This is a genomic window from Phycisphaerae bacterium (genome assembly GCA_017999985.1).
Taxonomy (GTDB): Bacteria; Planctomycetota; Phycisphaerae; order UBA1845; family Fen-1342; genus JAGNKU01.
The window spans coordinates 17,405-30,475 of record JAGNKU010000009.1 but is presented as its reverse complement, the minus strand read 5'-3'; the positions used below and the strand labels follow the sequence as shown (position 1 = coordinate 30,475).

Annotated in this window: 8 protein-coding genes; all 8 read left to right on the top strand. The window is 62.2% G+C overall.

Going from position 1 to position 13,071, the window contains the following annotated elements; genetic code table 11:
- Positions 1 to 4: 4 nt before the first annotated feature.
- The 8 genes from KA383_13000 to KA383_12965 all read left to right on the top strand — a co-directional run bounded on the left by KA383_13000 (position 5) and on the right by KA383_12965 (position 11,861).
- Entirely contained in the window at positions 5 to 331 is a 327-nt protein-coding gene (locus KA383_13000; GenBank protein ID MBP7747038.1) for a hypothetical protein, read from the top strand.
- 77 nt (positions 332 to 408) lie between these two features.
- On the top strand, positions 409 to 948 hold the full coding sequence (locus tag KA383_12995) for a hypothetical protein (GenBank protein ID MBP7747037.1): 540 nt from the start codon (positions 409 to 411) through the stop codon (positions 946 to 948).
- A gap of 253 nt (positions 949 to 1,201) precedes the next feature.
- Positions 1,202 to 1,393 (top strand): helix-turn-helix domain-containing protein, encoded by a 192-nt coding sequence (locus tag KA383_12990; protein MBP7747036.1) that lies wholly within the window; start codon positions 1,202 to 1,204, stop codon positions 1,391 to 1,393.
- A gap of 25 nt (positions 1,394 to 1,418) precedes the next feature.
- The gene (locus KA383_12985; GenBank protein MBP7747035.1) at positions 1,419 to 3,536 is read left to right on the top strand and encodes an N-6 DNA methylase; all 2,118 of its coding nucleotides are present in this window, start codon (positions 1,419 to 1,421) and stop codon (positions 3,534 to 3,536) included.
- Positions 3,533 to 4,636 carry a restriction endonuclease subunit S gene (locus KA383_12980; protein ID MBP7747034.1) on the top strand — a complete coding sequence of 368 codons (1,104 nt, stop codon included), beginning with the start codon at positions 3,533 to 3,535 and terminating at the stop codon, positions 4,634 to 4,636. Before KA383_12985 ends, KA383_12980 begins: the two co-directional genes overlap by 4 nt.
- The gene (locus tag KA383_12975) at positions 4,633 to 6,918 is read left to right on the top strand and encodes a hypothetical protein (protein ID MBP7747033.1); all 2,286 of its coding nucleotides are present in this window, start codon (positions 4,633 to 4,635) and stop codon (positions 6,916 to 6,918) included. The genes KA383_12980 and KA383_12975 overlap by 4 nt, the downstream gene beginning before the upstream one ends.
- Positions 6,919 to 7,048: 130 nt before the next feature.
- Positions 7,049 to 10,402, top strand: a complete 3,354-nt coding sequence (locus tag KA383_12970) for a type I restriction endonuclease subunit R (protein ID MBP7747032.1) — start codon at positions 7,049 to 7,051, stop codon at positions 10,400 to 10,402.
- 685 nt (positions 10,403 to 11,087) lie between these two features.
- Positions 11,088 to 11,861 (top strand): hypothetical protein, encoded by a 774-nt coding sequence (locus KA383_12965; protein ID MBP7747031.1) that lies wholly within the window; start codon positions 11,088 to 11,090, stop codon positions 11,859 to 11,861.
- Positions 11,862 to 13,071: the final 1,210 nt, after the last annotated feature.

The window sequence follows — 13,071 nt, the reverse complement described above, 5'->3', positions numbered from 1 at the left end:
GCCAGTGCCAGTCATCTCCATCGCGGTCGGACCGAAGCGGGTTCATCTCACGGCGTTCTGCCCCGATGACGAGCTGGGGCTGCTGGCGTGCGACTACGTGCTGGGCCGCGCCGCGGAACTGCTGGACGGCACGCGCGAGTCCGATCTGCGGGCGTGGCTGATAGCCCATGACCCGGAGGTCGCCGAGCTGTTCGAGCTACTCGACGCCGGCTGGCGGCTGCCCAAGGGCGACCCCCACGCGGTCGATCCGCGCAATGCCCGTGCCGAGCTGCGGATCGTCCGACACCTGCTGCGCGAGCAGCTGGAGCAGCGCGCAACCCGCAAGGGCTGACGCGGCACAGGCAGAAAACATGGCGCGGGCACGATGCCCGCTGCTCATCTGAACACCGGAGGCAAGGAGGCCTGAGTATGACGAGTATCTTCGACATCGCCGGCTTGGCGGACGTAGCATCGTTCTTCATCTGGACCCTGGCCGTGTGCGCTGTCGCCAAGGCGGTCTTCGGCTCGTTCCCGGCGGCGGAACTGCAATACCGCATCGCGCTGCGCGACAATCCGCGCCGCCAGCGTCTCAATCGGCTCAACTGGGAGCTCGCCAACCGCACAAAGTGGGACGAGGATGTCGCCCGTGGCTCTCAGCACGCCGCCGCCGTGCCGCTCACCGAACCCGAGCTCGACGCCCGCCGCGCCGAGCTTCAGCGCCTGTCACGGACGTCGCTGCCGTGGCGCGCACTGCAGTACCTCCTCGGCTGCTGGGCCTGCCAGACCTTCTGGACGGCCGTTCTGATCTACGCCGTCACCGTCGGCGTCACTGCCCCGGCCGCGTGGTTCTTCTCCGCCGCCGCGTACTCCGGCGCGGCGGTGCTGCTTTCGACGTTGCACGGCTTGGCCCCATCTCCGCGTCCGGAGGCGGCACCGGCTCGAGGTGGCTGCAAGGGCTGTGGTAAGTAGCCTGGAAACAGCAGCTTGGCTCCCACCTGCTCGCCGGTCGCGCGCCGACGGCGATGCCTTCCTTGTTTCCGCACTCCGCCGAATCCCCACCGGGTCCGACCTGATCTGTCGGCCCCCTCATCCATGATCAAGGAGGGGGCTGCGCGCAGCCGGTCCGCGCCTGCCGCCCATGAACGATTGACACCGGCTGTTAACAACTGTGAAATCAAGGAGACGCCTGCGGGGCGGATGCACTCGCACAAGGACCCGGCCCATGGCCAAGTCGCCGCCAGACACCGTGTTGACCATCGTGGAGCTGTCGAAGTGCCTGAAGATCTCGCGGTCCACGCTCTACGAGCTGGCCCAGGATGGTAAGGTACCCGGCCAGAAGGTCGGTCGGCACTGGCGGTTCCACCGCGACGCCGTGGATGAGTGGCTGAAAGACCGACCCAAGGCGATTAGTTGATGGTCCTTTCGCGTTCGGGAGCACCATGAGTTACGAACCGCTTGCGTCTTTGAAGAGCCTGGAAGCGGACCTCTGGGAGGCCGCCGACCAGCTTCGCGCCAACTCGAAGCTCACCTCGACCGAATACTGTATGCCTGTCCTGGGTGTGATCTTCCTGCGGCACGCGGCCAACCGCTTCGCCATGGCCGCGACGCAGATCGAAGACGACCAGGCCGCCGGCCGAATGCCCAGGCGGAAGGTCGTCAAGGCGGACTACATCCGCCGGAGGGCGCTGTGGTTGCCGGAGGTCTCCCGCTACGACTACATCGCCGGGCTACCCACCGACCGCGACCTCGGCCAGGCGCTCAACGACGCCATGAAGGCCATCGAGGACGACTTCGAGCCGCTCAAAGGCGTGTTGCCGAAGGAATACTCGATCTTCGAGCGGTCCGTCCTCGAAGATCTGGTGCGCATCTTCAACCGCGAAGCGCTCCGTGCCGCCGGCGGCGACGTGTTCGGCCGCATCTACGAGTACTTCCTGATGAAGTTCGCCATGCAGAAGGCCATGGACAACGGCGAGTTCTTCACGCCGCCGTCCATCGTTCAGACCATCGTGAACGTCATCGAGCCGGAGCACGGCATCGTCTTCGACCCGGCCTGCGGCTCGGGCGGCATGTTCGTCCAGTCCAGCCACTTCATCGAGCGGCTAGGACAGGACACCTCGCAGCGTGTGGTCTTCTACGGGCAGGAGAAGACCGCAACGACCATCAAGCTGGCGAAGATGAACCTGGCCGTCCACGGCCTCGAAGGCCACATCGCCGAAGCCAACACTTACTACGAAGACGCCCACACGTTGGTCGGCAAGTGCAACTTCGTGATGGCCAATCCGCCGTTCAACGTGGACATGGTGGACGCCGAGAAGATCGAAGGCGACAAGCGCCTGCCGTTCGGCCTGCCGGGCGTGAATAAGGCCAAGAAGGTCTCCAACGGCAACTACCTCTGGATTTCCTATTTCAACTCTTACCTCGGCGACAGCGGACGGGCCGGCTTCGTCATGTCCTCTCAGGCGTCCAGCGCTGGCCACGGGGAGAAGGAAGTCCGCCGGAAGATCGTCCAGACCGGCCACGTGGACGTGATGGTCGCGATCCGCTCCGGCTTCTTCTACACCCGCACGGTCCCCTGTGAACTGTGGTTCTTCGACACCGGCAAGCCGACGGAGCGGCGCGACAAGGTACTGATGCTGGACGCCCGCAACGTCCACCGCAAGGTCACGCGCACGATCTACGACTTCTCCCCGGAGCAGATGGCCAACCTGAGCGCCATCGTCTGGCTCTACCGCGGCCAGAAGGAACGCTTCCTTGCCCTGGTCAAGGACTACTTCGCCGCCGTCTGCCGCGAGTGTGACGCCATCCCGCCGGGCGTGGACGCCTTCGAGTCGGCCCTCGCCGCGTCTCACGAGCCGCTCGCGGCCTTCGCCAAGGTGGTCGGTGCGACCAAGAAGCTCGACCAGGCCGCGGCCGACGCTTTCGCCGCCGCCATGGGCGAACTGGCAGCCGCAGCCGACGCTTACGCCAAGGATCGCGCCACGCTGGCCGGCGAAGTCACCGCGTACCGCAAGGCGTACTGCCGGACCCTTCCCGCCACGAACGACAAGCAGCACGACGCCCGTAAAGCCCTCGACCCCATCGCCGAGCGTGCCCGCGGCCTGTCCAAGCAAGTCGAGCTTCTCCACAAGCTGGCCGTCCGGGCCGCCGACGCTGCCGCGGCTGTGGCCGGCGATGAGCGGTTCGCCGAGCACCATGACCGCCGGGCCGTCGCCCGGCTGCTCAAGGCCCTCGATGCCGGGCGCAAGGGCGCGGTCGAGCAGTTGCGGCTGGCGGTTTACTTTCACCGGCAGATCGCCTGGCTCCACGAGCGCTTCCCGAAGGCCGAATTCCAAGCCGTGCCGGGCTTGTGCAAGCTGGTGACGCTTACCGAGATCGAAGCCGCCGAATGGTCGCTGACCCCCGGTCGCTATGTTGGCGTCGCGCCGCCGGAGCAGGACGAGGACTTCGACTTCGAGGATGTCCTGCGCGAAATTCACGTGGAACTGGCGGACCTAAACGAGGAGGCCGCGGAACTGGCCAAGCGGATCAGCGCCAACTTCGAGGAGCTTGGCCTATGAAGTGGTGTTCGGGCCGCCTTGGCGACGTTCTAACCTTGCAGCGTGGTCATGATTTGCCCGATTCACGCCGGCAGCATGGCAACGTACCTGTCGTCTCCTCGTCCGGAATTACCGGGTACCACAGCGAGCCCAAAGCAAGAGCGCCAGGGGTAGTAACAGGGCGATACGGCACGCTCGGCGCCGTCTACTACATTGAAGAGGACTACTGGCCGCTGAACACCGCACTGTACGTCATTGACTTCAAGGGCAACCACCCGCGCTTCGTCGCCTACTTTCTTGAAAACGTCCTTCGGAGCTACCAGAGCGACAAAGCTGCTGTACCAGGAGTCAACCGGAATGTACTGCATGAGCTTCCGGTTCAGTATCCCGGTGCGCCAGTGCAGGAGCAGATCGCCCACGTCCTTTCCGCCTACGACACTCTGATCGCACAGAACGCGCGGCGGATGGCGCTGCTGGAGCAGGCGGCGCGGATGCTCTACGAGGAATGGTTCGTCCGCCTCCGCTTCCCCGGCCACGAACACACCCGCGTCACCGCCGGCGTGCCCGTCGGCTGGGAGAAGCGGCGGCTGGTTGAGCTTGCCGAGATTGTGATGGGACAGAGCCCATCGTCGGAGTTCTACAACGACAACGGCGACGGCCTTCCCTTCCATCAGGGCGTTGCGGATTTTGGCGAGAGATTCGTCAGCCACCGCATTTACACCACGGCACTGAACCGAGTCGCCGAAGCCGGTGACATCCTTTGCAGTGTGCGCGCCCCTGTCGGTCGGCTCAACGTGAGCTTGGACAAGATCGTCGTCGGGCGCGGCCTTGCCGCTCTCCGCAGCCGCGCCGGCAATCAGGAGTTTCTCTACTACGCGCTCAAGACGCACTTCTTCAAAGAAGACTTGATCGGCGCAGGCGCCATCTTCGCATCGGTGACCAAGAAGGAGCTTGAGGACCAGAAGCTGCCCTTGCCGCCCGACTCCCTGATTCGTGAGTTCGAGGACTTCTCTCGGCCAATTGACGAACAGCTACGAGTCCTCTTCCTGGCCACTCAGAAGCTCCAACAGGCCCGCGACCTGCTGCTGCCGCGGCTGATGAATGGAGATGTTCTGCTATGAGCACATTACCCGGATTGCTGCCCCGCGAGGTGTCCGCGCTTGTCCACCACATTGAACTCAACCGAGCGGGCTGGTGGGACAAGACGCTCAATAGACTGGTACTTGCGGCCGTATGGCTGTCGAAGAGTACTTCTGAGGTGGTATCGATTGACGACACACTTCGGACCACCTTTCATCTGTCTATTGGGCACGACAAGTTGATGTCCATACTCTCTGCGCTGGAGGCGGAAAACAGCCTGATTCAAATCTCACCTGGCGTCTATCGGGTTCCCGACAAGGCCAGAACTGCTCTGGATCAAGATATTGCCGCAGCGGAGAACGTTGAGAAAAGGGCCCGCGAGTTTTTCCTTTCCCTGGCCGAGAATGTGTGTCCTGATCTGGACGGTCTCGCGGTCTGGGACGCATTTGAACGTCACGTGTTGGTTCCACTGGTTCGGGACGTTGGCGCTAATACGTGTCGTCTCCTCATCGCCGAGGACAGAATTGTCGCGGATGCGTCCCACGCTGACAGCTTCATTGCACGCTTCGGCGAGGAGCATCGACCGGCCCTAAAGACTCTGGCTACCTCTTTCCTTGACCCACAGCAATCGGATGTCCGGAGCTTTATTACGCGCCTGCTGCACGCCCAGTTCTGCGTGGAATCCAGCGGAGTATCTGGGGAGGTGCTTGAGAAGCTGAAAGCGGCCACAGGCAAACCCCTACGCTTCCGCCTCTTCGTAGATACCAACTTTCTCTTCTCACTTCTTGGGTTGCACGAGAACCCATCAAACGCCGCCGCACGTGAACTAAAAGGGCTGCTGGCAACGTTCACGAATAATCCGCGTGTGCAGCTCTACGTAACGCCACGAACTATCACCGAAGCAAAGAGTTCCATCGGAGCGGCGAAGTTGCAGTTGTCTGGCATTCCGCGAAGCGCGAACTTCACAGGAACTGCGCTTCGTGTCGGCATGTCGGGCATGAGCGAACGGTTCTTTGCCGAGCGGCAAAAGCGCCCGGGAGGGCTGACGCCAAAAGATTGGTTTGACCCATACTTAGAAGACTTTGTGCCTCTTGCTCGAAAAGCTGGAGTCGAGTTGTTCAATGAGAACCTGGACGCTTACGCCACTCGCCAAGACGTGATTGATGACATCCACAGTATTATGAAGTATGAAGAGGCCCTCCCGGAAGAGCGACGCAAGAGCTATGAGAAAGTAGCCCACGATGTCATTCTATGGCACCTTGTCAAAGACAGGCGTCCGGCTTACGTTGAGTCCCCCGCCGACGCCCAGGACTGGGTGCTCACGGTGGATTTCAGGTTCATAGGTTTTGATCGGCACAAGCTGAAGGCGACTGGCTCACATGTTCCCCTCTGCCTGCATCCAACAGCACTTATACAGCTTCTCCAGTTCTGGGTGCCCCGGACAAGAGAATTTGAGGAGGCCGTGGTCGGCGGGCTGAGGCTGCCATTCCTTTTTCGGGAGTTCGACGCAGATGCCGAGCGACTGAGTCTGGCAATCATCAGGAGGCTTGGGCGATTTGAAGGCAGCAGCGACATACCTGAAGACACCCTCGTTCAAGTGGTTCTGAATGATGGACTCAGAGCACGAGTCGCTGCCGGGCAGCCAGAGGAGGAGGAGATTCGACTGGTGCGCGACGCACTCGTCGATCAGATGCGATTGCGGGCCGAGCAAGAAAAAGCAAAGATCTCGGAATTGACGGCAGATCTGGCAGCCAAGAATGCGGCTCTTGCAGAATCGGCGGAAGAGCAAAAGTCCAAGGATACCGAAATCGCCGATCTCCAGAGGCGGCTTGCCGCGGAGGAGGCTAAGTTGAAAGTCGCGGACAAGGCGATGGAGTCCCTCAACGTCAAACAGTCGGACTTGGAATCCCAGTTTGCTGCGTTGCGAACGGAAGGGCAGCGGCGCAAGGCCATACTGTCGTACCTAAGTGTACTTGTTTTGCTAATTGTACTCTCTGTGGGTGCTGGATGGTTTGGAGTAGGCATTTCTGAGCAGCTGTCCGACCTCGTCGGGGCTGCCACAGTGGGGGGGGTATTGGGGCTATGTGTCTTTGTGTTGGGGCACGTGCTGATTGAGATGGTTGCGGGCAGCAATCAGCACTTGATCCATCTGTGGCCGTTTCGGAAAGCAAAGAGATTGCGAGCATGGCTGCTCGGCTTTGTCTTGCTAGGCCTGTTCTTTGGGGTTGCTGGCAACCTGATCGCGAATCGGATTCAGAAACACATCGACACCACAGCGTCACAGCCGGTGCGTCCTGTGAGCCATGATGTTAGCAACCCATAGGCGTGGGGCAGTCCTTTGGTCGCCAGAGATTCAATCAATGAAGACCCAAGTCAGACAATTCATCCGGGTGTACGAGGGGTTGATGCACCTCGTCCGGCAGGTATTGGAGAAGGTGTCGGAGTGAAACACCATGGCCCATACCGACATCAACAGTGAAGACAGGCTCGTGCAGAAAACCTTCGTGGACTACCTGCGCGACAGGCTTGGCTGGGAGAGCGTCTATGCCTGGAACGAAGAGACCTTCGGGCCGAAGGGGACGCTGGGGCGGGCCAGTGAGCGCGAAGTCGTCCTGGTCCGTGACCTCCGCAACGCAATCGCGCGATTGAACCCGGCCCTGCGGGAAACGGCCGTCGCTGAAGCTGTCGAGACGCTGACACGGTACGACTTCTCGCGCTCGGCGCTCTTGCACAACAGGGAGTTTTACGGGTACGTCCGTGACGGCGTGCCGGTGGCCTTCCGAGACGAGAGAGGCGAGGTCCAACACGCACGAGCCAAGGTTATCGACTTCCGCAACCCGGCGAACAACCGATTCCTAGCGGTCCGCGAGTTGAAGATTCAGGGCCTGTGTGTTCCGCACTACAACCGCCGTGCCGATCTTGTCTGCTTCGTCAACGGCCTTCCGCTGGTGTTCATCGAACTGAAGGCGGTGTACCGGAACATCCGGGCCGGCTACGACGGCAACCTCAGCGACTACCGCGACACCATCCCGCACGCCTTCTACCACAACGCCTTTCTCGTGGTGAGCAACGGCGACCGCGCCCGCTACGGCTCGATCACGGCCGGCTGGGACCATTTCAGCGAGTGGAAGCGGCAGGACGAGAAGGACAAGGGGCACCTTGAGGCCCGCGTTCTACTCGACGGGATGCTGGCGAAGGACCGGCTGCTCGATCTGGTGGAGAACTTCATCCTCTTCGACAGCAGTAAGGCCGGCGGCACGCGCAAGATCGTCGCCCGGAACCACCAGGTGCTCGGGGTGAACAACGCCGTCGCGTCCGTCGCCCACCAAGAGCGGCTGAAGCACGAATTCCCGCCGGCCGAGCGGCTCCGCTATCGCTTGCCGGCCGTGGCGGATCGCGACGGGCCGGCGCTGCCGCTTGTCGAGCGGGCGCACCCGGACCTTGGCCGACTCGGCGTCTTCTGGCATACGCAAGGGGCCGGCAAGTCTTACTCGATGGCGTTCTTCGCCGAGAAGGTGCGTCGCCGTGTGCCCGGCGACTTCACGTTCGTCATCATGACCGACCGAGAAGACCTCGACGACCAGATATACAAGACCTTCGTCGGGTGCAGCGTGGCGGATGAGAAGACCCCTCGCGCTGGGACCGGCGTGGAACTCCGGCGGCTGTTGCAGGAGAACCACCGCTACGTCTTCAGTCTGATCCACAAGTTCAACCAGGATGTCTCGCCCGACAGCCCGTACAGCCGCCGGGACGACATCATCGTGATTTCGGACGAGGCGCATCGGACGCAGGCCGGGAAGCTCGCGCGGAACATGCGTCTGGCCCTGCCCAACGCCGCCTTCATCGGGTTCACTGGGACGCCGCTCTTCAAGCACGACCACCTCACTCGCCGAATCTTCGGCAGCTACGTGTCGCGCTACGACTTCAAGCGGTCCGAAGAAGACGGCGCAACGGTGAAGCTCGTCTACGAGAACCGCGGCGAGAAGCTCGGCTTGACCCGCCTAGACCTCAACGACCGAATCGCCGAGAAGGTGGAGGAAGCCGACCTCGACCCGGATCAGGCAGCACTTTTGGAGAAGCTGCTCGGCAAGGACTACGAGGTCATCACGGCGGACGACCGCCTCGACAAAATCGCGGCCGACTTCGTGGAGCACTGCTCGACTCGTTGGGAAACGGGCAAGTCGATGCTCGTTTGCATCGACAAGGCGACCTGTGGCCGGATGTACCAGCGGGTCATTCCCCTCTGGCAAGCCAAGCTCGACGCTGTCCGTATGGCGGCCGCGGCACGACAGAGCGAACTCGTTGCCGAAGCGGACCCCGACCGCCGCGAGGCACTCGCGAAGGAACTGGCCAGGCTCCAGGGGCAAGCCGATTGGATGGCCAGCACGCTCATCCAGATCATCGTCAGCGAAGGCCAGAACGAGGTGAAGGACTTCGCCAAGTGGGGCTTCGATATCCGACCGCACCGCGACTTGATGAAGCGCGGATTCGAGTTGGCAGACGGCAAGAAGATTGCTGTCGATCTGGCTTTCAAGGACCCGAACCACCCGTTCCGTGTTGCGATCGTGTGCGCAATGTGGCTGACGGGTTTCGACGTGGAGTGCCTATCGACCCTCTACATCGACAAGCCCATGAAGGCCCACACCCTCATGCAGGCCATCGCGCGGGCCAACCGCGTCTATCCCGGCAAGGACTGCGGCGTCATCGTTGACTACAACGGAATGCTCAAGAGCCTCCGCGAAGCGATGGCTCAGTACGCGCTGGGCGAGGAAGAGGAAGGCGGGGATGGCGACGGCGAGGTCGTCAAGCCCATCGAAGAACTGGTTGCGGCCCTCCTCGAAGCAATCGAAGCCACCGAGGATCATCTTGGTTCGCTGGGCTTCGATCCGACTCGCGTCGTCGGTGCCAGGGGATTCGACCGTATCGAGGCCCTGCGGGATGCCGTCAACGCCGTCTATGCGTCCGACGAAGCCAAGCGACGATTCGAGATCATGGCCCGCCAAGTCTTCGCACGGTTCAAAGCCTTGCTGATGGAGCCCGCGGCCTTCGCATTCGCCGAGCGGCACGACAACATCGAGGCGATCTACAAGAAGCTGGAGGAACGCCGCGACACCTCGGACGTGACCGATCTTCTCAAAGAACTCCACAAGATCGTCAACGAAGCCATCCGCGCTCAAGGGGTCGGGGCCGACCACGCCGAAGGCATCACCGTTGACCTCAGCAAGATCGACTTCAGCAAGCTCCGTGACGAGTTCGCCAAGAAGGTGAAACGGAAGCAGGCCGCACTCCAAGACATCCGCCAACTTGTGGAGCAGAAGCTCCAGCAGATGCTCCAGCAGAATCCCCAGCGGATGGACTACTACAGACGGTATCAGGAGATCATCGCCGATTATAACCGCGAAAAGGACCGCGCCACGGCAGAAGAGACGTTCGCTCGGCTTGTCGAACTCGCCGACAGCCTGGACGCTGAGCAGCGCCGCGCCGTTGAGGAGGGGCTTTCGGAAGACGAGCTCGCCTTGTTTGACCTTCTGAACAGGGATGCCATCAGCAAGTCGGACAGGGAGAAGCTGAAACAGGCGAGTCGCGGCCTACTGGGTTCCTTGCAGGCGTTGTTGAAGCCGATGGAGCTATGGGCGCAGAACGAGCAGACGCGAGCTGTCGTCGAGACGCATATTCTGGACGAGCTTTGGCGCCTCCTGCCGACGCCTCCCTTCTCCGACGACGACAAGCAGCTTGCCGCCGCCCGTGTTTACGAGTTTGTCTGGCAGCGGAGCGCCGCCGGCGGCCTCTTGGGAACGGCGGCTTGACGCCCGTCGGGCAGTGCGAGCTACCGCAGACGACCTCCGGGCATCGGCCTCGCAGGTTGCAGCTTTGCGTAGTTGCGGCGGGGCCCTGCTTTTGGCGTGACTCACGCCGCCGGCCTGAACTTCCGCCAGAACGCCTCGCGAAGTTGAAGCGGTATCCATCGCGCCCTCGCTAAGGCCCTTTTGCCGCGTCGATGGCCCCGCGCCAACTGCCGAAAAACCGCCGGCTCGCGCGGACGAGCGATACGGGATGCAGCGTGGGGTGGGCCATGGGCATACCGGCTCTGTGGCGTCGCAGGATCTGGGCCCGCAGGGCTTCGGGCGTCCACGCGGGGTACCCGTTCAAGCCGTCGTCAGTTCGGCGGCCGCAACCCCGCGGTTCACATCTCCGCGTTACTCATTGGGGAATTCACTCGCATCAGCGTGGTATCATGCCTCCATGTCCATGAGACGCAGCGCTGGAACACCTCGCCGCCTGAAGCCCGTGCGGTCGAAGCCGCGACCACCGGTGAGGAAGCCCGCGCGCCCGAGGGCCCCGCAGCTGCGAATCTCCGCGATCCTGGCTTGGGCCGACGCCCACCAGCAACGCACGGGTCGCTGGCCGACACGGAACTCGGGCGAGATTCCCGAATGCCACTGGACAACTTGGCGACAGGTCGATCGAGCCCTACAGGACGGATTCCGCGGCTTGCATGGCGGATCGTCGTTGCCGCGCCTGCTGGCGAAGCATCGCGGTGTTCGCAATCCGGGCAACCTCCCGAACCTCAGGGTGCGACAGATCCTCGCCTGGGCGGACGCGCACTGTGCCCGGACCGGTAGTTGGCCCAATGAGTACAGCGGCGCGATCGCCGGCGTCCCCGGCGAGAAATGGTGGAACGTCTCGGCAGCGCTGCGCGACGGCGGGCGTGGGCTCCGGGGCGGTTCCTCGCTGCCTCGTCTGCTGGAGCGGCACCGGGGTGCTCGCAACCGTGGCCACCTTCCGCGGCTGAACGTCCGGAAGGTCCTGCATTGGGCTGACGCATACCGGAAGCGGATTGGCAGGTGGCCGACCGCGCTGTCCGGACGGATCGCCGACACGAATGGTGAAACGTGGCGAGGGGTGAACAATTCGCTCATCCGCGGGGCGCGCGGGTTGCCTGGCGGCATGACGCTCGCTGATCTGCTGGCCAAGCACCGCAACTTCCGGAACGTGCGCAACTTGCCGCCTTTGACTGTCGGGCAGATTCGGCGATGGGCTGAGCAGTACTTCAAGCAGCATCGCACCTGGCCGACCTCTCGGTCGGGGCCGATCCCCGGGACGACCGAGACATGGGCTCGCGTGGACGACGCCCTGCACCGGGGGTATCGGGGGCTGCCGGGCGGATCGTCGCTTTCGCGCGCAGTTGGTGGCGACACGATGCAGACGCAGCACCAACGCCGTTGGCAACCATGGAGCAGGCCTGCCCGGGGCGCGCGTACCTGATTTCCCTAATGATCGAGGGGGACTCGCTTCGCTATGATGCCCCGACTTCGCAGCGGATAGATGGCATGTGAGCCACCAGCCGCACTGTTGTTTCCTGAGGCAGCCGCCCTGTCGAAAACACGCGCCGCCGCTGCCAACCTCGCTCTAAGCCGCGGCCCCCAAGGCATTACGGTCACAGTCAGCGTGCGAGCCCCGTACAACTCGCGCGCCCGCGTACCCATCGTTCCCGCACAACCAGCGTTTCGACACTGTAACAATGCAAGCGATTGCAGCAGGCAGACAATAGAGCACATGCTCATGGACTCGCGCATTTCTTGAGCGCGCTGACCAGCACTGTCGTTGTGTTGTATTGGTAGAGCTACACGAACTTCACTATGGTGAGCGTGATTCTGACGCTCAGCAATCGATGCTGTCTCACACGCACCGGGATTGTATGATTCAATGTCTCATATTTTCTTCGATTGGGGCTTGCTTCGCACCATCGTTGTGTGTAGACTACATGCGCCCCAAGAGGGTAGCGACGTCAGATAGATTGCAGGTGCTGGTGTTCTGGTTGTCCGAGCATTGGTTCGCGCACGGCACTCGCTGCGTACGTGCTGTGGGCTGGGTCCATTTTCGGTGCTCCCTTTACTTCTTGCACCGGCTGCATGCCCGGACATCTTCGGGTTTCCAGTGCATAGCGTCGTCACATTCTGAAGGCTGACACCTAGCGTGGCCCGTAGTCGACCTTGCTTGCTGTAGGCGTTGTTATGGGCGTTCGGACGTGTCACCGTAATTGAGTGGCATTTCTCCATTAGGTGTGTTGCGCTGCCGGACTAATCGTAGAGACTTGGAGGGTGCACGATGTTTTCCACAATGGAGGTAGACGTGCGAAGTCACACATGGCGTCATGGCTGGGCGTGCGGCGGCATTACTCGACACACGCGGCGTCTGCTGAGCGTTATTGCCGCAGTGGGTGCACTTTGTGTGATTGGCGTGGAGCCAGTTGCAGCGACCGAGTATACCGAGTGCGAGCAGCCAGAGCACTTTCAGTGGCGGTGCATGCTGGAGGGGCAATATCCAGATTACGATTGGCCCTGCCCAGCACAGAGCGCGGCGCCTGCGATTAATGTCAACTTCGGAGTCTGCGACGTCACGAGCCTCGGTGACGAGGGAGTTGACATCGAATCGGCATCTGCAATCCCGCTTCACTGGACTGATTCGTCCCACG

What these genes read in the sequence shown, in the direction of transcription:
- KA383_12995 (MBP7747037.1), top strand. Translation starts at nt 409, where the DNA reads ATGACGAGTATCTTCGACATCGCCGGCTTGGCGGACGTAGCATCGTTC.
- KA383_12990 (MBP7747036.1), top strand. Translation starts at nt 1,202, where the DNA reads ATGGCCAAGTCGCCGCCAGACACCGTGTTGACCATCGTGGAGCTGTCG.
- KA383_12985 (MBP7747035.1), top strand. Translation starts at nt 1,419, where the DNA reads ATGAGTTACGAACCGCTTGCGTCTTTGAAGAGCCTGGAAGCGGACCTC.
- KA383_12980 (MBP7747034.1), top strand. Translation starts at nt 3,533, where the DNA reads ATGAAGTGGTGTTCGGGCCGCCTTGGCGACGTTCTAACCTTGCAGCGT.
- KA383_12975 (MBP7747033.1), top strand. Translation starts at nt 4,633, where the DNA reads ATGAGCACATTACCCGGATTGCTGCCCCGCGAGGTGTCCGCGCTTGTC.
- KA383_12970 (MBP7747032.1), top strand. Translation starts at nt 7,049, where the DNA reads ATGGCCCATACCGACATCAACAGTGAAGACAGGCTCGTGCAGAAAACC.